Source organism: Rhodococcus sp. NPDC006774, assembly GCF_040636045.1.
GTDB lineage: Bacteria > Actinomycetota > Actinomycetes > Mycobacteriales > Mycobacteriaceae > Rhodococcoides.
Genome location: NZ_JBEYIW010000001.1, coordinates 435467 through 455029, shown reverse-complemented (window position 1 = coordinate 455029; position 19563 = coordinate 435467). Strand labels below are relative to the sequence as shown.

General features: G+C 65.8%; 20 protein-coding genes. 11 read left to right on the top strand and 9 right to left on the bottom strand.

Annotation, left to right across the window (positions count from 1 at the left end):
- Window positions 1-24 precede the first annotated feature (24 nt).
- From clpB to pyrE, 5 genes are all read left to right on the top strand, one after another.
- Entirely contained in the window at window positions 25-2571 is a 2547-nt protein-coding gene (gene clpB, locus ABZ677_RS02315) for an ATP-dependent chaperone ClpB (protein WP_358366380.1), read from the top strand.
- Between the two features lie 95 nt (window positions 2572-2666).
- Window positions 2667-3641 (top strand): DUF5666 domain-containing protein, encoded by a 975-nt coding sequence (locus tag ABZ677_RS02310; RefSeq protein ID WP_358366379.1) that lies wholly within the window; start codon window positions 2667-2669, stop codon window positions 3639-3641.
- Between the two features lie 127 nt (window positions 3642-3768).
- Window positions 3769-4824: a hypothetical protein gene (locus ABZ677_RS02305; protein WP_358366530.1), complete on the top strand. Its 1056-nt coding sequence runs from the start codon at window positions 3769-3771 to the stop codon at window positions 4822-4824.
- Between the two features lie 58 nt (window positions 4825-4882).
- The gene (locus ABZ677_RS02300; protein WP_358366378.1) at window positions 4883-5467 is read left to right on the top strand and encodes a LemA family protein; all 585 of its coding nucleotides are present in this window, start codon (window positions 4883-4885) and stop codon (window positions 5465-5467) included.
- A gap of 114 nt (window positions 5468-5581) precedes the next feature.
- Window positions 5582-6130, top strand: coding sequence for an orotate phosphoribosyltransferase (gene pyrE, locus ABZ677_RS02295; protein ID WP_358366377.1), 549 nt, complete (start codon window positions 5582-5584; stop codon window positions 6128-6130).
- Window positions 6131-6151: 21 nt separating this feature from the next.
- On the opposite strand, the gene ABZ677_RS02290 is transcribed toward pyrE, so the two are convergent.
- From ABZ677_RS02290 to ABZ677_RS02270, 5 genes are all read right to left on the bottom strand, one after another.
- Window positions 6152-6760, bottom strand: coding sequence for a class F sortase (locus tag ABZ677_RS02290; RefSeq protein ID WP_037190470.1), 609 nt, complete (start codon window positions 6758-6760; stop codon window positions 6152-6154).
- The gene (locus ABZ677_RS02285) at window positions 6747-8579 is read right to left on the bottom strand and encodes a hypothetical protein (RefSeq protein WP_358366376.1); all 1833 of its coding nucleotides are present in this window, start codon (window positions 8577-8579) and stop codon (window positions 6747-6749) included. The genes ABZ677_RS02290 and ABZ677_RS02285 overlap by 14 nt, the downstream gene beginning before the upstream one ends.
- Before the next feature lie 275 nt (window positions 8580-8854).
- Window positions 8855-10081 (bottom strand): MFS transporter, encoded by a 1227-nt coding sequence (locus ABZ677_RS02280; RefSeq protein ID WP_037190466.1) that lies wholly within the window; start codon window positions 10079-10081, stop codon window positions 8855-8857.
- A gap of 13 nt (window positions 10082-10094) precedes the next feature.
- Window positions 10095-10538: a MarR family transcriptional regulator gene (locus ABZ677_RS02275; protein ID WP_358366375.1), complete on the bottom strand. Its 444-nt coding sequence runs from the start codon at window positions 10536-10538 to the stop codon at window positions 10095-10097.
- Window positions 10539-10610: 72 nt separating this feature from the next.
- Window positions 10611-11207: a hypothetical protein gene (locus tag ABZ677_RS02270; RefSeq protein ID WP_141216728.1), complete on the bottom strand. Its 597-nt coding sequence runs from the start codon at window positions 11205-11207 to the stop codon at window positions 10611-10613.
- A gap of 133 nt (window positions 11208-11340) precedes the next feature.
- On the opposite strand from ABZ677_RS02270, the gene ABZ677_RS02265 reads away from it, so the two are divergent.
- Window positions 11341-11976 (top strand): lysoplasmalogenase, encoded by a 636-nt coding sequence (locus tag ABZ677_RS02265; RefSeq protein WP_094632578.1) that lies wholly within the window; start codon window positions 11341-11343, stop codon window positions 11974-11976.
- On the opposite strand, the gene ABZ677_RS02260 is transcribed toward ABZ677_RS02265, so the two are convergent.
- A complete protein-coding gene (locus tag ABZ677_RS02260) occupies window positions 11947-12399 on the bottom strand; it encodes a hypothetical protein (RefSeq protein ID WP_037190461.1) in 453 nt (150 codons plus the stop codon). The genes ABZ677_RS02265 and ABZ677_RS02260 overlap by 30 nt on opposite strands.
- An 89-nt stretch (window positions 12400-12488) precedes the next feature.
- Between ABZ677_RS02260 and ABZ677_RS02255 the strand changes: the two genes are divergently transcribed.
- The 4 genes from ABZ677_RS02255 to ABZ677_RS02240 all read left to right on the top strand — a co-directional run bounded on the left by ABZ677_RS02255 (window position 12489) and on the right by ABZ677_RS02240 (window position 15911).
- Window positions 12489-13277, top strand: a complete 789-nt coding sequence (locus ABZ677_RS02255) for an SDR family oxidoreductase (RefSeq protein WP_212556174.1) — start codon at window positions 12489-12491, stop codon at window positions 13275-13277.
- Window positions 13278-13415: 138 nt separating this feature from the next.
- Window positions 13416-14024 (top strand): DUF6636 domain-containing protein, encoded by a 609-nt coding sequence (locus tag ABZ677_RS02250; protein WP_037190459.1) that lies wholly within the window; start codon window positions 13416-13418, stop codon window positions 14022-14024.
- The gene (locus ABZ677_RS02245; RefSeq protein ID WP_358366374.1) at window positions 14021-14710 is read left to right on the top strand and encodes an RNA methyltransferase; all 690 of its coding nucleotides are present in this window, start codon (window positions 14021-14023) and stop codon (window positions 14708-14710) included. The genes ABZ677_RS02250 and ABZ677_RS02245 overlap by 4 nt, the downstream gene beginning before the upstream one ends.
- A 64-nt stretch (window positions 14711-14774) precedes the next feature.
- A complete protein-coding gene (locus ABZ677_RS02240) occupies window positions 14775-15911 on the top strand; it encodes a glycoside hydrolase family 76 protein (RefSeq protein WP_358366373.1) in 1137 nt (378 codons plus the stop codon).
- Between the two features lie 41 nt (window positions 15912-15952).
- Here ABZ677_RS02240 and ABZ677_RS02235 read toward each other — a convergent pair whose 3' ends face one another.
- A complete protein-coding gene (locus ABZ677_RS02235; RefSeq protein WP_052047622.1) occupies window positions 15953-16648 on the bottom strand; it encodes a DedA family protein in 696 nt (231 codons plus the stop codon).
- Between the two features lie 28 nt (window positions 16649-16676).
- The gene (locus tag ABZ677_RS02230; protein ID WP_052047621.1) at window positions 16677-17381 is read right to left on the bottom strand and encodes a VTT domain-containing protein; all 705 of its coding nucleotides are present in this window, start codon (window positions 17379-17381) and stop codon (window positions 16677-16679) included.
- 221 nt (window positions 17382-17602) lie between these two features.
- Here ABZ677_RS02230 and fbaA point away from each other — a divergent pair, with 221 nt between their 5' ends.
- Window positions 17603-18643: a class II fructose-bisphosphate aldolase gene (fbaA, locus tag ABZ677_RS02225; RefSeq protein WP_037190456.1), complete on the top strand. Its 1041-nt coding sequence runs from the start codon at window positions 17603-17605 to the stop codon at window positions 18641-18643.
- An 87-nt stretch (window positions 18644-18730) separates the two neighbouring features.
- Here the strand turns inward: fbaA and ABZ677_RS02220 are convergent, their stop codons facing one another.
- Window positions 18731-19534, bottom strand: a complete 804-nt coding sequence (locus ABZ677_RS02220; RefSeq protein WP_358366372.1) for a hypothetical protein — start codon at window positions 19532-19534, stop codon at window positions 18731-18733.
- Between the last annotated feature and the right edge of the window lie 29 nt (window positions 19535-19563).

The following is a 19563-nucleotide window of genomic DNA, read 5'->3' as shown; positions in this document are numbered from 1 at the left end:
CCCACTCTCGGAAGAAGGTGACCGGTGGACAGTTTCACTCCCACCACGAAGTCGCAGGCGGCGCTCTCTGCTGCCCTGCAGGCCGCATCCGCGGCCGGTAACCCGGACATCCGTCCGGCACATTTGTTGGTGGCGTTGCTCGATCAGACCGACGGCATCGCCACACCACTGCTGAAGGCCGTCGGCGTCGACCCTGCAACGGTGCGTCGAGAAGCGCAGAACCTCGTCGACCGCCTGCCCTCGGCATCCGGTTCGACCACCACTCCGCAACTCGGCCGTGAAACCCTCGCCGCGATCACCGCCGCACAGCATCTGGCCACCGAACTCGACGACGAGTACGTCTCCACCGAACACATCATGGTGGGCCTGGCGACCGGCAGCGACGACGTCGGCAAGCTGTTGACCGGTCACGGAGCCGGACCCAACGAGCTGCGCGACGCCTTCCAAGCCGTTCGCGGCAGTGCTCGGGTCACCAGCGCAGATCCCGAGAGCACCTACCAGGCGCTGGAGAAGTACAGCACCGATCTGACCGCGCTGGCCCGAGAAGGCAAGCTCGATCCCGTCATCGGCCGCGACACCGAGATCAGGCGCGTCGTGCAGGTTCTCTCACGGCGCACCAAGAACAACCCGGTGCTCATCGGCGAACCCGGTGTCGGCAAGACGGCCATCGTCGAAGGACTCGCGCAACGCGTCATCGCCGGTGACGTACCGGAGAGCCTGCGCGGCAAGACCGTCGTCTCCCTCGACCTCGGTTCGATGGTCGCGGGCGCGAAGTTCCGCGGTGAGTTCGAGGAGCGGCTCAAAGCCGTGCTCGACGACATCAAGAACTCCGCAGGCCAGGTCATCACGTTCATCGACGAGCTGCACACCATCGTCGGAGCAGGTGCGACCGGTGAATCGGCGATGGACGCGGGCAACATGATCAAACCGATGCTCGCCCGCGGCGAACTGCGCCTCGTCGGTGCAACGACCCTCGAGGAGTACCGCAAGTACATCGAGAAGGATGCCGCCCTCGAACGACGCTTCCAGCAGGTCTACGTCGGTGAGCCGTCGGTCGAGGACACCGTCGGCATCCTGCGCGGACTCAAGGAGCGCTACGAGGTGCACCACGGCGTCCGGATCACGGACTCCGCCCTGGTCGCCGCGGCCACACTCAGTGATCGGTACATCACCGCCCGGTTCCTGCCGGACAAGGCCATCGACCTGGTCGACGAGGCCGCGTCCCGGCTGCGCATGGAGATCGACTCACGCCCGGTCGAGATCGACGAGGTCGAGCGTGCCGTCCGTCGCCTCGAAATCGAGGAGATGGCCCTGGCGAAGGAGACCGACGACGCGTCGAAGGCTCGGCTCGACAAGCTCCGCCAGGAACTTGCCGATCTGCAGGAGAAGCTCGCCGGGCTCAGCACCCGCTGGCAGAACGAGAAGAACGCCATCGACTCGGTGCGGGTCCTGAAGGAGGAGCTCGAGAACCTGCGGGGCGAATCCGACCGCGCCGAACGCGACGGCGATCTGGGCCGGGCCGCCGAGCTGCGCTACGGACGCATCCCGACTCTCGAGAAGGAGCTCGCAGCCAAGACCGAGGACTCGCCGGCTCAGGGTGACGTGATGCTCAAGGAGGAGGTGGGACCGGACGACGTCGCCGACGTCGTCGCGGCCTGGACCGGAATTCCGGCGGGCCGGATGCTCGAGGGTGAGACCGCGAAGCTGCTCCGCATGGAAGACGAGCTCGGCAAGCGAGTCGTCGGGCAGAAGGATGCAGTACAAGCGGTGTCCGACGCCGTCCGACGCTCCCGCGCCGGGGTGGCCGATCCCAACCGTCCGACGGGATCGTTCCTGTTCCTCGGACCGACCGGTGTCGGTAAAACAGAGCTGGCGAAAGCGTTGGCGGAGTTCCTCTTCGACGACGAACGCGCGATGGTGCGCATCGACATGAGCGAGTACAGCGAGAAGCATGCCGTCGCTCGGCTCGTCGGTGCACCTCCGGGCTACGTCGGCTACGAGGCCGGAGGTCAGCTGACCGAGGCCGTGCGTAGGCGTCCGTACACGGTTGTGCTCTTCGACGAGGTCGAGAAAGCGCACCCCGATGTGTTCGACATCCTGCTCGCAGTGTTGGACGAAGGCCGGCTCACCGACGGCCAGGGCCGGACCGTCGACTTCCGGAACACGATCCTGATCCTCACCTCCAACCTCGGTGCCGGCGGTACCAAGGAGCAGGTGATGGACGCGGTGCGGCGGTCGTTCAAGCCCGAGTTCGTCAATCGACTCGACGACGTGGTGGTGTTCGACGCGTTGTCCGAGGATCAGCTCGAGTCGATCGTCGACATCCAGCTCGGCTTCCTCGCCAAGCGTCTGGCAGCTCGTCGACTGACGCTGGACGTGTCGTCACCGGCGAAGATGTGGCTCGCGGTTCGCGGCTACGACCCGTTGTACGGAGCGCGGCCGCTGCGTCGACTGATCCAGCAGGCCATCGGGGATCAACTGGCGAAGCTGCTGCTCGCCGGCGACGTCCACGACGGCGATGTGGTGTCGGTCGGTGTCAGCCCTGACGGAGAGCGCCTGATCCTGGGCTAGCCGCGGTCTTTTCCCGAACAGGCCCGCACGAGTACTGCTCGTGCGGGCCTGTTTTTGCCTTCAACCGGGGTGTACCGGGTAGGTACGCTCGTGGGATGACGAATCCGGACGACCCGCGGTCACCCAGAGAACGCGATCAGGACGCGGCGGACGGGCCGGAGTCAGCAGAATCGACGCAGGCCTACGGACAGCAGTACCCCGGTGCCCAGCAGTATCCCGGGGCCCAGCAGTATCCCGACGGCTCGCAACCGACGGAGCAGTATCCGACACAGGCGGGTCAGAACCCGGACCCGCAGGCCTATCCGCCCGGTTATCAGCCCACGCAGGTATTCCCGCCCTACGACCCGGAGCAGCAGGCGGCGGCAAATCAGGCATACGGCCAGACCCAGCAATACGGCCAGGCCCCGGGGTACGAGACTGCGCAATACGGCCAGGCCCCGCAATACGGCCAGGCCCCGCAATACGGCCAGGCCCCGCAGTACGGCAACACTCAGCAATTCGGCCACACTCAGCAATTCGGGCAGCCGCCGGAGTACGGCGCTCCGCCGCCCACCGGGGATCCGAACGCGACCGATTCCGGCAGCAAGGGGCCCAGGCCGTGGGTTCTGGCGCTGATCGGACTCGTCGTCCTCGCCATCGTCGTGTTCTTCGGAATTTCGTTCCTGAGCGGGGGATCGGACGAGCCCAGCACCACTGCAACCGGTCCGTCGACGTCGACGTCGATCAGGCCGCCCACGTCGAGTGCGCCCACGACAGCGCCGCAGCCCACCGAATCGGGCACCGCCACCACGCCCGAGCTGATCCCAGGGGGAATTCCCGAGATTCTCGGTCAGCTGGGTTCGTCGGTGGGAACGATCAGCGCCAACGACGGTTCGACTCTGACGCTGGACGGACTCGACGGCGCTCCGGTGACGGTGCAGACCACACCCCAGACCCAGATAATCTCGTTGTCCGGTAGCGACCTGGCGTCGCTGACCGTCGGTGCTTTCGTCGTGGTGCAGGGCGAGGCCGTCGAGGACGGAACGATCCGCGCGAACGTCATCATCGAAACGCCGAATCTCGGCGGATAGGGCGGGAGTGGAGCCTGCGGAACGACCCGATTGGCGATGCGAGTCGCCGTAGGGACCGTTCACAGGACCCGGCGGTGGTGGGCGGCGAAGGTGTGGATGTCGATTAAGGTGGTTCGCGATGACGGCAATGTGGTTCGGCCTTGCGGCAATTGCACTGATGGGTGCAGTGGCGCTGCTCTACATCGACAGGTCCAAGCGAGATCAGTCCGGACGTGTACGGCAGATGTGGGCCAAGGCTCAGGGGTACGAGTATCGACCGCACGATCGAGAACTGGTCACTCGGTTCTCTCGCGCTGCCCTGTCGAAGCCCGAGTTCGATGTGGCTCTCGGAGTGGTGACCGGCGTTCGGCGCGGTGAGGAGTTCGTTCTCTTCGACGTCGAGGAGACGGGCACCATCGTGGCCGTGCAGCGCTCGGTCGGGTCCGATGTCGACATCGACCTTCGGCCCCGCTCGACGCCACCGCCGCGCGACGAGGACATGGAACTGCTCGGCTCTATCGGCCCGCGCGTGGTGTTCGCCACCGACGTCGATATCGCTCGCCGTGTCTGCGACCAGCGGATGGCTGCGTTCACCGAGTCCATCCCGGCGAATCTGCAGCTGCTGTGGAGCGAGAAGGACTGGACGCTCGGATCTCTGCCGCTCAGCAGTGCCGGCCGCGATTGGGATGCCGCGATCGACGCGGTCGCACGACTGTCGGGCATGTTGCACGTGCTGCCTCCGGTTCGCGGAAGCGCGGTCTACGGCGCTCGACCCGGTGACCCCGGCCGTGACCGAAGCGATCCGGGTAGGCCGCTGGTGCAGGAGGCGCACACTCAGCAAGCGCGCGTGCCGCAGACTCCCCAGCCTCGAATGGCCGAGCCCCGCATCCAGGCGGTGCCGAGCCCGGAGACCCGTGTTGCCCAGCCGCGAATGCCTGCACCGAAAGGACCCGAGCCGCGGGTTCGACCTCCTCGGATAGCAGAGCCCCGTGCTGGAGAACCCCGTACTGAAGAGCCCCGTACTCAGGAGCCCCGCACCCCCGATTCTCGTCCGCAGGAGTCGGGACGTAGGCCGCGTCCGCCGAGGCCCGATGCGGCCGGCCCGCAGGCTGCGCGTTCGGTGAGTCCGTCGCGTCCGGTGCCGCGCCAGCCCGCGTCGCGTCCGATCCCGTTCGATTCGGAGCGCCGACGCAATCAGCCCTGATGAAAGTTCGGGCGTGTTTACGGGCGCAGATGCGCTTACGCGGCTAAATTCGTACCCCGTGACGGTTTCTTCGGGTGTTGTAGTGGCAGTCGTGGTCCTGTGTGTCGTTGTCTTGGTCGGCTACGTGGTGGTCACGGTGCGTCGACTCGGCCGGTACCGCGTGCAGACGCAACAGAGTCTGCGGCTGGTCGATGTCGAGCTCGATCGGCGGCACGAGCAGTTGGGCCCGTTCATTGCCGCGGCGGAGGCCACCGGGCTGTCCGGTGATGTGCTGCGTCAGCTCGGCGGTGCGCGTTCGTGGTCCAGGGCCGTGCGCGATCGCAGCCTGGGTCTGCAGGCGCAGGCCGCTGCCGAGAATGCGTTGTCCGCCGCGTTCCACGCCGTGCTGGCCGACGCCGATGCGCGTCAGAATGTGTTGGGCAATTGGGAGTTCCAGGGCCCGGCCGGAGAACTGAACGTCACCGAGCGGCGTATCGCGGGCGCTGTGCGCGTGTACAACGACAATGCGTACCGGTTGTCGCAGGCGATCGGCACGTTCCCGTCCTCGCTCGTCGCCAGGTCTCGCTCGTTGACCGCACCGGAACCGTTCGTGGAGACCAAGGAACAGCTCGACGAGCAGCCATCGGCCGAGGTCGCTGCCTAGCGCACAAACGCCCCGAGCTCCGGCATCGGAGCCGGCGAGAGCGGTTGCGCGGGTCGGTGGGTAAGTTCGTACCGACCTATCGAAGATCCGTGGTGCGACGAGAGGAATCCGAACATGGCCGAGAGTGCCGCGAATTCGGACCGGCAGGAACTGGCCGATTTGGTGAAAGAGCTTGCCGTCGTGCACGGGAAGGTCACCTTGTCGTCGGGCAAGGAAGCCGACTACTACGTGGATCTGCGTCGCGCGACCCTGCATCATCGGGCGGGTGCGCTGATCGGTTCGTTGATGCGTGATCTGGTTGCCGACTGGGATTTCGTGTCGGTCGGCGGTCTGACGATGGGTGCAGATCCGGTGGCGATGTCGATCATGCATGCCGAGGGGCGTCCGATCGATGCGTTCGTGGTGCGCAAGGCAGCGAAGGCGCACGGCATGCAGCGTCAGATCGAGGGACCGGACGTCGTCGGCAAACGTGTTCTGGTGGTGGAGGATACGACGACCACCGGTAATTCTCCGCTCACTGCCGTGCAGGCTCTGCGCGACGCGGGCGCGACGGTCGTCGGAGTGGCCACGGTGGTGGACCGGGCGACCGGGGCCGATCGGGTCATCGCCGCAGAGGGCCTGGAATATCGATCCCTCCTCGGCTTGGCAGACCTCGGCTTGTAGCCTCGGTCGCGAAAGCGCTTGTCAGCGAACCAGTTGCGCGACGACGACGAAGTTGTCGTCGGTGGGTTCGCCGCCTTGGACGTCGCAGTTGGCGAGGATCAATCGCCCCGGCACCGAGCGTCGGAGTTCGTTGTCCGCCAGTAGGGATCCCTTCGGCAGAGGGCCGACCGATTCGACCGCGTACTGCAGGGTGCCGCTCGCTGTGCGCAACACGACGGTGTCGCCCGGGGTCACCACGCGCAACGCCTTGAACGGGGCATCACGCTTCGAATAGTTATGTCCCGCAACCACTACCGTTTGTTCGGTCGAGGTTCCCGGCATGCCGCTCTCGGCCCACCACGCGGGCAGTTCGTCGACGGGGTTCAGCACCTGGCCACTGTCGCCGCCGCGGTAGAGCGGGTCGGGATGGATGGGACTGCTCAGATAGGTAGTGCCGTCCGAGGACCGGAGTTCGATGTGTTCCGGCTGAGCGGGAGCGACGTCGCTCGCCGGTGCAGCCACCGAGATCTGTGACTGCACCGGCGAGCGATCGGGCGCGGCGATCCCGACTTCGTCACTCGCACAACCTGATACGAGTAGAACGAAGGTCAGGATCGCCGTCCACAGCCAGCGGGTGTTACGAGGTGGCATCGGTGGAGCTACGGCGACGCAGGTAGAAGGCTCCGCCTGCTGCCGCGACCACGACCACGCCGACTCCGGCCAGAATCGCCGGGGTGTTGGACGAGCTGTCCGATCCGCCCGACGCCTCGTCGGAGGAATCGCCGAGAGCGAGATCGACCGGCGGCAGATCGCCGGCAACGCTGACGACACCGTTCTCGTCGGTGGTGAAATAATCCGCGACGGTGAACGACCCGTCCTCGTTCCTGACACCGACCAGCGAGACTCCGGTCTTGTCGACGACGACGGTGTTCTCGTCGACCTCGGTGACCGGAACGTCCTCGCGGACGGTGTTTCCGAGGTTGATCGTCCACTCGAACTTCGGTCCGCTAGCGGCCAATTCGGCGGCCTCGGCCTTGAGATCGGCCTCGACCTTGGCCTTGGCGTCGGAGTTGGCCTTCGCTGCCGTTGCTTCGTCCTGTGCGGTCTTCAGCGCAGTCGCGGCCTCGGTGGCCTTGGTCTTGGCTGCAGCGGCTGCCTCGGTCTTGGTCGCCAGATCTGCGTCGGCGGCCGTGACGGCTGCGTTGGCATCCACGACGGCCTGTGCGGCGTCGGCTGCAGCCTTTTCGAGGGCTGCGATGTCGGCATCGGACGGTGCAGCGTCGAGTGCGGCCTGGGCTGCGGTGGCTGCGTCGGCCTTGGCATCGGCGTCGGCCTTGGCGGCGTCCGCTGCGGCCCGGGCGTCGGCTGCGGCCTTCTCGGATTCGGTTTCCTCACCCGCGGCGGCCTCGGCGGCAGCTTCGAGGTTCACAGCGTTCTGCTCGGCCATCGCGGCTACGGCAGCGGCCGTCTGCGCTTCGACGTGCAGTGCGAGCGACTTCGCTGCGGTGGCGGCTGCGGCCCTGGTGGCAGCAGCGATCTTGGCGAGGTTGAGGCTCTTGAACGACTCCTGCAGTGCCGCGACGGAATCCTCGACGGCCTTGGTCGACGCATCGGCCTCGACCTTGGCGCTGGCGGCGAGCTCGGCCTTGGCGTTCGCATCGGCGCGAGCTGCCTCGGCTTCTGCGGTGGCCTCGGGATCGCCCGATACCGCTGCGGCCTCGAGCTCGACGGCCAGCTTCTCTGCTGCCTCGGCGTCGGCTGCGGCCTGGTCCGCTGCGGCCTTGGCCTCGTCGGCCGTGGTCTTCAGCTCGGCAGCGTCGTTCTTGGCTGCGGTTACCGCAGCACTGGCAGCAGTGCTGGCGACTACGGCGGCCTTGGCCTCCGCGGCGGCCGTCTTGGCCTTGACGTCGGCCTCGGCGGCGGCGACCTCGGCCTTGGTGGCGTCCGTGCTCGCGGTGGCCTCGGCTGCTTTGGCGGTCTCGAGCCGAACCTGGGCGGCTGCGGTGGCTTCCACCGCTGCCTTGCTTGCGGCCTCGGCGTCGGCGATCGCCTGCTTCTCCGCGTCGGACAGCTGCGGGATGACGTCGAGGTTGACCGTCGCGGTGCCGTCGTCGTTGAAGACGACGCCGCCGGTGACCTGGGGCAGTGGGCGGATGGCCGACGGTACTTCGGGGGCTGGGACGGCCGCGGCAGCCGCGGCTGCGGCGTCTTCCGGGGTGACGGCCGGAGCGGGCGCGTCGATCTGCCCGTCGACGGTGGCCGATCCTTCGACGGTTGCGCCCTGCTCGGCGGTGGGAGCTCCGGATTCGGTGCCGCCCTCGGTGGCCGGCTGCTCGACGGAGGAGCTTTCGGGTGTCGGATCCTGCGCACTGGCGATTCCCGGTGCGGCGATGGAGAGGGACAGTGCCATGGCGGCCCCGGCAGCGGCGAGGCGCGCCTTCTTGGACCTGGCGATCGACTTCTGCGACATGAAGATTGTGGCCCTTCGGTCAGTGGCAGCATCGTGCTGCGCGCACCCGCCCTCCCACGCGGAACGGGTGTAGTTGGTGAGTCACACGAACAACCGTGTTGACGTGACCGTAAACCAACCGGCCGGTCTCGGGAACCGTTCAAGCCTTTACCTGAGAATTGGTTATGAAAGTGTTACTGATGGGACTCATGTGACGAGAGAGATTCTCGACAGCAAACGGCGGTCGAGATCCGAAGATCTCGACCGCCGCGAAAAACCCGTCGGGTGAACGTATTTCAGTCGCCGACCGTCACCGCACGAGCCTCGTCGATGCTGTGAGGTGCAGGTTCGTGGTCGTCGACGTGAGCGAGCACCTTCCGGCCGGTTGCCAGAACGACGATGGCAAGGGCGGTGCAGGCTGCACCCACCCAGAACGGGACGTGCATGTTCGACTCGCCCAGTTTTCCGGCCAGGTACGGTGCTGCGGCCCCGCCGGTGAATCGAACGAAGCTGTACGCAGCCGATGCCGTGGACCGCTCGACCGGTGCCGAGATCATCACTGTCTCGGTGATCAGCGTGTTGTTGACTCCGAGGAACAACCCGGCGACGACGGTTCCCACGATCAGGACGGTCTTGTTCTCGGTGAACATCGCCATGACGCCCAGATCGAGGGCGAACAGCAGCAGCGCGAGCATCATCATGTTCAGCGTTCCGAAGGCCCGCTGCAGCTTCGGTGCGATGAACACCGATGCGATCGCCAGGCACAGTCCCCAGCCGAAGAAGATGAAGCCGATGGAGTAGGTGCCCATGTCCAACGGGAACGGGGTGTACGCCAGGAGGGTGAAGAATCCGTAGTTGTAGAGCAGTGCGGTGATGCCGACGGTGAGCAGACCGCGGTGGCGAAGCGCGCGGAACGGATCGAGGATCGACGTGGTGTGCGCGGGCTTCGGGGTGTCCGGGAGCATGACGATGAGCAGGATGAATGCGACGGCCATCAGCGCCGCGACGCCGAAGAACGGCCCGCGCCAGCTGAACCCGCCGAGAACTCCACCGACGAGGGGGCCGGTGGCGATACCGATACCCAGTGCTGCCTCGTAGAGGATGATCGCGCGAGCGACACCTCCCGATGCGGCACCGACGATGGTCGACAGCGCCGTCGCGATGAACAGGGCGTTACCCAGTCCCCAGCCGGCGCGGAAACCGATGATCTCACCGACCGAGCCGGACGTGCCTGCCAGCGCAGCGAAGACGACGATGATCGCCAGCCCCACCAGCAGGGTGCGCTTGGGTCCGAAGCGGCTCGACACCACTCCGGTGATCAGCATCGCGACGCCGGTGACGAGCATGTAGCTGGTGAACAGCAACGACACCTGTGACGGCGAGGCATCGAGTTGTTCACCGATGGGCTTGAGGATGGGATCGACGAGGCCGATGCCCATGAACGCGATCACGCTGGCGAACGCGACTGCCCACACCGCACGCGGTTGCTTCAGCAGGCTGTCGGGGGAGGTGCTGGTGGTCATGAAGAAGTTCCTCTCATTCCGCGATCGACAGGCTGAGGATGCTGCGAAGCTCACTCAGTCCGTCGGTCAGTTTCTGTATCTGCTCCGGGTCGCGGTCGGACAGGTACGGCACCAGTCCGTCGACGATGTGGCGTCGACTCGCGGCGAGCCATCGGTGGCCGGCGTCGGTCATCTCGATGAGGACGGCACGGGAATCGTCGGGATCGGCGGTTCGGGTCACGAGGCCGCTCTTGCTCAGCTTGGCGAGCAACGCCGTCGCCGACGGTTGGGAGCAGCGGTCCAGCTCGGCGAACGTACTGATGCGCAGTGGCTGATATTCCTCGAGCAACGACAGTGCTCGCATCCACGCTCTCGGCCATTCGTCGCTGCCGAACCGTGCGGCCAACCGGACGAAACGTGACGAGCTGGTGACCAGTTGCGACAGGAGGTCCCGGATGTCTGCGTCGGAGTGACTCACCGGATTATTGTTACATACACTAACTATCTATCGCAATGCGCGCCTGATCATGCGGCTGACCAGGGGCTCGGGTCAGTGTCGGCGCAGAAGATCGGCGATGTCGCGGTCCCACTCGGCGTCGCGCTGACCGTCGTAGCGGAAGCGCATCAGGTGATGGAAGCCGATGAGAAGGGACGCCACGAGCACCCAGCTACCGATGGTGTTGAAAATGGCCGCGGCCACGACGTCCGACGAGGTCAGTGGCCGCATGGTCAAGTTGCCGCTGTTGTCGACCCAGATCTGCGTGGTGGTGCCCGCAGGCGATCCGGTGTCGACGCTGACGCGTCCGGTGTGCTCGACGCCTCGATGAACCCACCGTGCGTCGACGGCGGTCGCAGCTGCGCCGGACGAGCCGAACTCGGTCGAAGCAACGGGTGCGGATTCCGCTACGGCCGTCGTGGTCGCGGTGACCTGGTGGATCGAACTCTTCTGGTCCTCGAGCCGTTGTTGTTGATCGGTGTGGGCCGCGGCCCCGATCCACAGCGAGACCGGAATCATGAGGATCAGCAGCGCGGTCACCCAGTGCTTGATGCGTGCCTGGCGTACGTCGCAGTCGCGGAGCAACGGGTTGGGGTGGCCGGCGAAGGCGGAGCGGCCCGAACTGTCCTGCCCGGTGAGTTTGCGGCGCATGATGGTCCCCACTGCCTCGAAATGATCCGACCGACCTTTCCACGATGGCGACGCGACCTGCGAGTATCAAGCGATAGGGGTCAGCGTCACATGTGACGTCGACTGTGACGAGATTTCGGTGGAGGTCCTTGCAATGGTTGTCGGTCGGGTTCGGCGGGCTCGTGCGGCTGCGCTGGTGGCGGGTGCGGTGACCGTGGTCGGCGCGTGGACAGGGTCGATGCGCGTGCAGCGCATGGCCAAGCCGCTGATGGTCCCGGCACTGGCCGCCGGGCTGGATCCAGCTCGAGATCGGGTGCTCTTGGCGGGTCTAGCGGCGGCCACGGTCGGCGATGTGCTGTTGATCGACCCCGACGACGATTCCGCTCTGGAGTGGGGCGCGCGTGCGTTCGCCGTGATGCAGGGCAGCTATACGTATCTGCTGTTTCGCAGGGGTGCGCGTCCGGCACCGATCGACGCGATTCCTCGGTACGCCGGCTGGCTGGCCGCGTCGGTGCTGCTCGCCAGGCGTCAGCCCGCGGTGGCGTCGACTCTGATCGCGTACGGTGCAGTGCTCGCGACCACGTCGACCCTGTCTGCTCGTTCCGTCTCGCGCGGCGGCGATCCGAGGCTGGTGATCGGTGGCGTTCTGTTCACCGTGTCCGATGCGCTGATCGTGTTCAGGCGGCTCTTTCTGACCGACGACCGACAGCGCCGTGCCGCGGAAGCGGTCGTCCTGTCGACCTACCTTGCGGCGCAGGTCCTACTCGTCGAGGCCTTGGCTTCGGGGTAGCAGCAGTACTCGCTCGCGGTGGGCAGGGTCGACGCGGACGGCGATGACGGTGCCCGGCTCGAAGCGTGAGGTGTCCGAGCGGGGGATGTCGTAGACGATCTTGCCGAAGTAGCTGCTCGAGCCCGGCACGGTGAATTCCAGGTCCAGCTCGGCGGTGTCGTCGTCGATGCGGCGGATGGCATCGACCGTCGCCCACCCTTCCACGCCGTGCTCGATCAGTTCCTTCTGCTCACGCGTCGGTCGTCCGGCGATCATCATGGCCAGACCGAGAGCCGCGCCGAATCCGGCGACCAGGGCCGCCAGCTGGTACGGAAGCGTCCCCGGTGGGGTGCGGTCCATCAACCAACCGATCCAGATCGCCAGTACGAGTGCGTAGCCGATCGTCACCACGACGACGGATCGCACGATTCTCGCGTTGTTCACTTCGGTGCTCCTGCGCCGCCGAAAGCGGCTGTTGGATATTCGACGATAGGGGGTTACCGGTAAGTAGGGTTACATGTACGGTGATCGATGTGACTCGACCAACTGTCTTCATCTCAGGCGCAGCTGCAGGTATCGGCCGCGCAACTGCTCTCAAGTTCGCAGCCAACGGCTACCTCGTCGGTGCCTACGACATCGACGAGACCGGCTTGGCATCGCTCGGCAAGGAAGCTGCCTCGCTCAGCGGTCGCGTAGTTACCGGCGTCTTGGATGTAACCAACTCCGACCAGTGGGAAACCCGGTTGAAGGAGTTCGTCGGAGAGGGTGACGGTCGACTCGACATTCTGATCAACAACGCCGGAATTCTTGCCGCGGGTGCCTTCGAGGACATGCCGCTCTCGGTACATCGCCGTCAGATCGACATCAACGTCAACGGCGTCATCTACGGCACCCTCGCGGCCTTCCCGTACCTCAAGGACACCGCAGGCGCGCAGGTCGTCAACTTGTGCTCGGCGTCGGCCATCTACGGTCAGCCCGAGCTGGTGACCTACGGTGCGTCCAAGTTCGCGGTGCGCGGCATCACCGAGGCGCTGGATCTCGAGTGGAGCAAGTACGACATCTCGGTCAAGGCCATGTGGCCGCTGTTCGTCCAGACGGCGATGACCCAGGGCGTGTCGACGGGCACCACGAGCTCGCTGGGCATCAAGCTCACCGTGAAAGATGTGTCCGACGCGATCTACGACGCGACCCGTCCGGTGAAGCGTCGGTTGCACAAGGTGCATTTCCCGGTCGGTTTGCCGTCCAAGGCGCTCTCGCTCGGGTCACGCTTCTCGCCCGCATGGCTCACTCGCGAGGTCAACCGGCGCCTGAGCCACACCTAGAACTCCTCGTCGGACGATGCCGGCCCCGACGCCGGTATCGTCGGTCTTTCGAGCAATCGGTGTCGAAAGGTGGGTCGGGGTTTCTTCATGCTGAGTACGCGGGGTTCGAGCAGGCCAGGGTCGAGCAGAACAAGGCAAATGGGTTGGGTGCGAGCCTGGTTGGTCGGAATCGGGGCCGGGACGGCGCTCCTTCTCGCCGGTTGCAGCAGTGAGTCCGCTGCCCAGCCGCCGCAGCAGGCGTCGACCACAACCCTCGCGCCGACGACGACGACGGAAACCACCACCCCTGCGCCGGTGACGACCACGGAAGAGGCGCTCCCGCCGCCTCCGCCTCCGGTCGAGCCGCCGCCCACCGCCGAACCGCAGACGACGTACGCCGCCATCGGCGGTGCGTACTACTTCAGTTCCCCCGACGGCCTGTTCCAGTGCGGAATCGTGCCGCTGTCGAGTCGTACCGAGGCCGGGTGTCAGGGCACCACCACTCCGGTGCCGCCGCGGCCCGAGGACTGCATGATCAACTGGGGCAACGGTATTCGAGTCACCAACGAAGGCCCGGCGGCATTCATGTGTTCCGGCGGCGTGGTCTACACCTCGGGTGGCGAGACGATCGATCCACCGCTCGCGGTGGGCGCGACCATCGCCGAGAACGGATTCACCTGCACGTCCGCCGAGAACGGCATCTCGTGCGTCGACGATGCCACCGGACACGGTTTCCGCATCGCACCGGACAGCAACGAAGTCTATTGAGCGAGAACACGATCGACAGCGAACCGTCGTCGGACGATGCCGGCCCCACCGAATGGGGTGAGAACCCCAACGGCGTCGGACCGTGGTTCGACACGCACACCGAACCGCCACCCGACGATCCACGGTTGGATCCGGAACTGCTGGCAGGCGGAGACCGCCGCAACGTCGTCGATGCCTACCGCTACTGGCGACGCGAGGCGATCGTCGCCGACATCGACACCCGACGGCATCCGCTGCACGTCGCCATCGAGAACTTCACCAACGACGCCAACATCGGGACGGTGGTGCGCACCGCGAACGCCTTCGCGGCGCAGGCGGTCCACATCGTCGGGCGTCGTCGGTGGAACCGTCGCGGTGCGATGGTCACCGACCGCTACCAGCACATCCATCACCACGACTCGGTGGAGGCGCTGATGGCGTTCGCCGAGGAGCAGGGCCTCGTCGTCGTGGCCGTCGACAACACCCCGGGGTCGGTACCGATCGAGACCGCGGAGTTGCCGCGTCACTGCCTGCTGCTCTTCGGACAGGAGGGACCGGGGGTCACCGACAGTGCCCGCGAATCGGCGTCGATGACGGTATCGATCGCCCAATTCGGTTCCACCCGCAGCATCAATGCCGGTGTTGCCGCCGGAATCGCCATGCACTCGTGGATTCGGCGGCACGGCGACCTCGACGCTGCGTGGTGAAGCCGCCGCGGTTTTCCGGGGCGGGATGTAACGAATCAGCAACGGTAGTGGCAGGATTGCGGGTATGCAGGAGTTGTGGTCGCAGCGTGCGGACGCTGCGGAGGGGGCCGTCGTCGCGCGGCACATGCGTCGGCTGTGGGGGCTGCCGGGCACGACGTTGGGAGTTGTGGCCTGGCCACCGGTACGCACGGAACGGATGTTCCTGCGCTGGCACTACTGGTGGCAGGCCCATCTGCTCGACTGCGCGGTCGACGCCGCAGATCGCGATCTCACCGCCAAGCGCCGTCGGCGATTGAACAAGATCACCCGAGCACACCGCACCCGCAACGTCAGCGGGTGGACCAACAACTACTACGACGACATGGCGTGGCTCGGGTTGGCGCTCGAACGCGCTCAGCGGCAGCACTTCGTCGGCAATCGCGGTGGCATCCAGCAGATCGAGATGGAATTGTTCGACGCCTGGGCTCCGGCCGAGGGTGGCGGCATTCCGTGGCGCAAGAAGTCCGACTTCTACAACGCACCCGCCAACGGTCCGGCGGCGATCATGCTCGCGCGGACCGGGCGGCTGTGGCGTGCCCAGGAGATGGCCGACTGGATGGATCGCACCCTCAAGGACGCGCGCACGGGCCTGATTCTGGACGGAATGCACTCCACTCGCGCACTCGTCGACGCCGGTGAGCCCGGCGAGATGGAACGCGCCGTCTACAGCTACTGCCAGGGCGTCACGTTGGGCCTCGAGACCGAACTCGCCGTTCGGCTCGGCGAACCCAGGCACGCGCAGCGAGTCCATGCTCTGGTCGACGCCGTCGACAACCACCTGACCCGCAACCTCGTCATCACCGGCGGCGGTGGGGGAGACGGTGGCCTGTTCAACCCGATCCTCGCGCGCTACCTGGCGGTGGTCGCGGTGGAGCTACCCGGAGACTCCGACGCCGACGACCGCGCACGCGAAGTCGCAGCAGCGATCGTCTTGAACTCGGCCGAGTCGGCGTGGGAGAACCGCCTCGAAGTGGAAGACAATCCACTGTTCGGGGCCGACTGGACCCGCGAAGCCCGGTTCCCGGGACAAGGCCTGCACATCGCCACGTTCGCCGAAGGAACGGTCCGACCGTCCGACGTGCCCGAACGGGACCTCTCGGTGCAACTCGGCGGCTGGATGCTCATGGAAGCCGCCTACCGCGTCGCAGCTGCAGGTTTCTGAGTCGTTCCGCAGGCTCCACTCCTGCCAGGATTCTAGAGCCGCTACTCCACGACTTCTTCGACCTCGATGGTCTCTTCGGGGCGTGCCATTTCCTTGCGGTACTGCCAGATACCGAGTCCGGTTCCGACGACCAGCAGCACGACCATGGAGATCAGGACAGCGGGCATCAGCCACGGGATGCCCTCGATGAACGAGCCGAAGTAGAACCCGATCAGCAGCAGCACCGGAGCCCAGATGATGGCACCGAGGGTGCTGGCGATCGTGTACTTGCGGTGATCCATCTTCGCGGCTCCCGCGACCAGCGGGCACAGGGTGCGCACCCAGGGGATCCACCGTGCGACCAGCACCGCCCAGAAGCCGTGCTTCTCGAGCAGGAGATTGACCTTGTGTAGGTTCTTGGTGTTGAGGTACTTGCCGTTCTTGCGGGCCACCAGGGTCGAGCCGGTCCGGTGACCGATCGAGTACCCCACCTGGTTGCCTGCGATGGCGGCGACCATCGCACCGAGCGACAGCGCCCAGATGTGACCGGTGCCCGACGCATGGGTCGCCATCACGATTCCTGCCGTGATCAGCATCGAATCGCCCGGCAGGAACAACCCGATGATCACCGCGCATTCGATGAACACGAAAGTCATCACGATGATCCACACGACGAGCGGGCCTGCGGTTTCCAGCGGACCGAAACTACCGACGGCTTGAACGGACACCGTCGGCAGCGCTGTGGCAATCGAAGACATGGACTAGATCACTTTCGGAGGATCACGATCAGGACTTGGTGTCCGGGGCGTCTGCCTCGATCACATCGGTGGCCTCGCCCAGCGGGGTCTTGCGGGCTTTGATCATGCGCTTGCCGACCTCGATGACGATGGGCAGGACGGAGACGGCGACGATGATCAGGAAGATGATGTCGACGTGTTCGCGGATGAACGCGATCTGTCCGAGCAGGTACCCCAGCACTGTCACGCCCGCGCCCCAGAGGATGCCGCCGACGACGTTGTAGGTGAGGAACAGCGAGTACTTCATGTGCGACGCACCGGCGACGACCGGCGCGAACGTCCGCACGATCGGCACGAAGCGCGCCAGGATGATGGTGATCGGACCGTGCTTCTCGAAGAAGAGGTGCGATTCGTCGATGTACTTCTTCTTGAAGAACCGCGAATCGTTGCTCTTGAAGAGAGCCGCGCCACCCTTGGTGCCGATGAGATAGCCGACCTGATCACCGAGGATCGCCGCGATCGGGATCAGAATGACAAGGGTCCAGATGGACGCGAACGGCTCGATCTCGGTGGACTTCGACGCCGCGATCAGCCCGGCAGTGAAGAGCAGCGAATCGCCCGGTAGCAGTGGAAAGAGCAGCCCCGACTCGATGAAGACCACCAGCAGCAGCCCGATCAACACCCAGTGACCGAAGGAGTTGAGCAGGTTCACCGGGTCGAGGAATCCCGGCAACAGGGCCAGGTTCGTCGTCATCGTTTCCGAGGCAGCTAGGAGACTCACCGCGCCCACACTACCGGCCGAAACTGGTAAGTCCTGAACAGTCGGTGTCCTTCCGCTGTGGATGCAATGGCCTGTCCGTCAGCCGCGGCGAGCCTGCGGAATGACCAAGGGGATGCGGGTACGCACGACACCGCGCCCGGGGGTTGCCATACTGCAGTGGACACAACCGAACTTTTCAATGGAGGAATGACGCCGTGCCTATCGCAACTCCCGAGGTCTACGCCGAGATGCTGGGCCGGGCGAAGGAACACAAGTTCGCCTTTCCGGCAATCAACTGTGTGGGTTCCGAGTCCATCAACGCCGCCATCAAGGGCTTCGCCGACGCGGGTAGCGACGGCATCATCCAGTTCTCGACCGGCGGAGCCGAGTTCGGATCAGGACTGGGCATCAAGGACATGGTCGTCGGTGCCGTGGCGCTCGCCGAGTTCGCGCACGTGATCGCCGCCAAGTACGACGTCACCATCGCTCTGCACACCGACCACTGCCCCAAGGACAAGCTGGACACGTACGTGCGTCCGCTGATCGCGATCTCGCAGGAGCGCGTCGACGCAGGCAAGAACCCGCTGTTCCAGTCGCACATGTGGGACGGCTCGGCCATCCCGATCGACGAGAACCTCGAGATCGCCAAGGATCTGCTCGCCCGCGCTGCAGCAGCCAACATCATTCTCGAGGTCGAGATCGGTGTTGTCGGCGGCGAGGAAGACGGCGTCGAGGCGGAGATCAACGACAAGCTCTACACCTCCAACGAGGACTTCCTCAAGACCGTCGAGGCCCTCGGCGCGGGCGACGCGGGCTCGCGTTACCTGCTGGCGGCGACGTTCGGCAACGTGCATGGCGTCTACAAGCCGGGCAACGTCAAGCTCAAGCCGTCGGTGCTGGCAGATGGCCAGAAGGTCGCGACGGAGAAGCTGGGCCTGGCATCGGGTTCCAAGCCGTTCGACTTCGTCTTCCACGGCGGATCGGGATCGGCGAAGAGCGAGATCGAAGAGGCGCTCGAGTACGGCGTGGTGAAGATGAACGTCGACACCGACACCCAGTACGCGTTCAGCCGTCCCATCGCCGGACACTTCTTCTCCAACTACGACGGTGTGCTCAAGGTCGACGGCGAGGTCGGCAACAAGAAGGCCTACGACCCGCGCAGCTACCTCAAGAAGGCCGAGGCCGGCATGACGGCCCGCGTCGTCGAGGCGTGCAACGACCTCAAGTCCGCAGGCCGCAGCGTATCCGCAGGCTGATTCACGTGAGCGGAACTTCGTAGCAGGCTACGAGGTAGGAGTGGAGCCTGCGGAACGACCCGCAGGCTCCGCCGCGCACACGCAGCGTCAGCTGCACACCTTCCACTGATCGCCTTCGAGGCGCAGGTCGAAGGTGCGCGGCGATCGATCGTTCGGGTTGGCGTCGGTGTGCGCGATCACCTGAGCGATCGCGGTGGTGTCGTCGCTGACCTGGATGGCGTCGATGCTGTCCAGGTTCGGTATGTTGCCCTGCTCGAGCGACACGCGATGAACATCGGCGAATTCCGCGTCCGGGATGTCTCGGTAGAACGTCGCCAGGTCACCGCACGAGGTGCTGCGCAACGTGGCGAGGTCGCCGCCGGCCAATGCTCGGGTGAACGACTCGACGGTCGTGCGAATCTGCGCTTCCGGTGAGTCCTCGACGCTCGTGCGGTCGATCAGCACGTACGCACCGGCGGCCACTGCCGCGATCACGACAACCGCGGCCACCAGCGCCGCCCACCACTTCTTGTGACTCGGTTTGCCAGGTTCCGTCGGCGGGGGTCCGATGCGCTGAGGACCGACCTGCTTGGGGGCTGAGCGCTGCGGCTCGATCTTTCTCGGACCGACCGGTTGCGGCACAGCTGCCGGCGCTTTCTTCTCTGCCGCGCCATCGTTCGCTGGAGATTCGGACTGGTTTCGCGGCGGGATACGACGCGGGGCCGCGGTCGGCTTCGCGACCGGCTTCGCCACCGGCGTCGCTTCCGGTGCTGCCGGCTCCTCGGCTGGATCAGTGGCGATCTTCTCGGTCGGAGTGTCGGCGGGCTCGTCGACCTGCTTCTTCTTGCCCAGATCGATCTTCTCGGTGGCTGCGTCGGCCTCGGAGGGCGCCTTCTTCTTCTCGTCCGGCATGCGTTCTCCCTCGTTCACCGAATTCTTGC

Bases quoted from the DNA above. Each gene is read 5' to 3' on its own strand.
- ABZ677_RS02310 (WP_358366379.1), top strand. From the start codon at position 2,667: ATGACGAATCCGGACGACCCGCGGTCACCCAGAGAACGCGATCAGGAC.
- ABZ677_RS02305 (WP_358366530.1), top strand. From the start codon at position 3,769: ATGTGGTTCGGCCTTGCGGCAATTGCACTGATGGGTGCAGTGGCGCTG.
- pyrE (WP_358366377.1), top strand. From the start codon at position 5,582: ATGGCCGAGAGTGCCGCGAATTCGGACCGGCAGGAACTGGCCGATTTG.
- ABZ677_RS02290 (WP_037190470.1), bottom strand. From the start codon at position 6,760: ATGCCACCTCGTAACACCCGCTGGCTGTGGACGGCGATCCTGACCTTC.
- ABZ677_RS02285 (WP_358366376.1), bottom strand. From the start codon at position 8,579: ATGTCGCAGAAGTCGATCGCCAGGTCCAAGAAGGCGCGCCTCGCCGCT.
- ABZ677_RS02280 (WP_037190466.1), bottom strand. From the start codon at position 10,081: ATGACCACCAGCACCTCCCCCGACAGCCTGCTGAAGCAACCGCGTGCG.
- ABZ677_RS02270 (WP_141216728.1), bottom strand. From the start codon at position 11,207: ATGCGCCGCAAACTCACCGGGCAGGACAGTTCGGGCCGCTCCGCCTTC.
- ABZ677_RS02265 (WP_094632578.1), top strand. From the start codon at position 11,341: ATGGTTGTCGGTCGGGTTCGGCGGGCTCGTGCGGCTGCGCTGGTGGCG.
- ABZ677_RS02250 (WP_037190459.1), top strand. From the start codon at position 13,416: ATGGGTTGGGTGCGAGCCTGGTTGGTCGGAATCGGGGCCGGGACGGCG.
- ABZ677_RS02240 (WP_358366373.1), top strand. From the start codon at position 14,775: ATGCAGGAGTTGTGGTCGCAGCGTGCGGACGCTGCGGAGGGGGCCGTC.
- ABZ677_RS02235 (WP_052047622.1), bottom strand. From the start codon at position 16,648: ATGTCTTCGATTGCCACAGCGCTGCCGACGGTGTCCGTTCAAGCCGTC.
- ABZ677_RS02230 (WP_052047621.1), bottom strand. From the start codon at position 17,381: ATGACGACGAACCTGGCCCTGTTGCCGGGATTCCTCGACCCGGTGAAC.
- ABZ677_RS02220 (WP_358366372.1), bottom strand. From the start codon at position 19,534: ATGCCGGACGAGAAGAAGAAGGCGCCCTCCGAGGCCGACGCAGCCACC.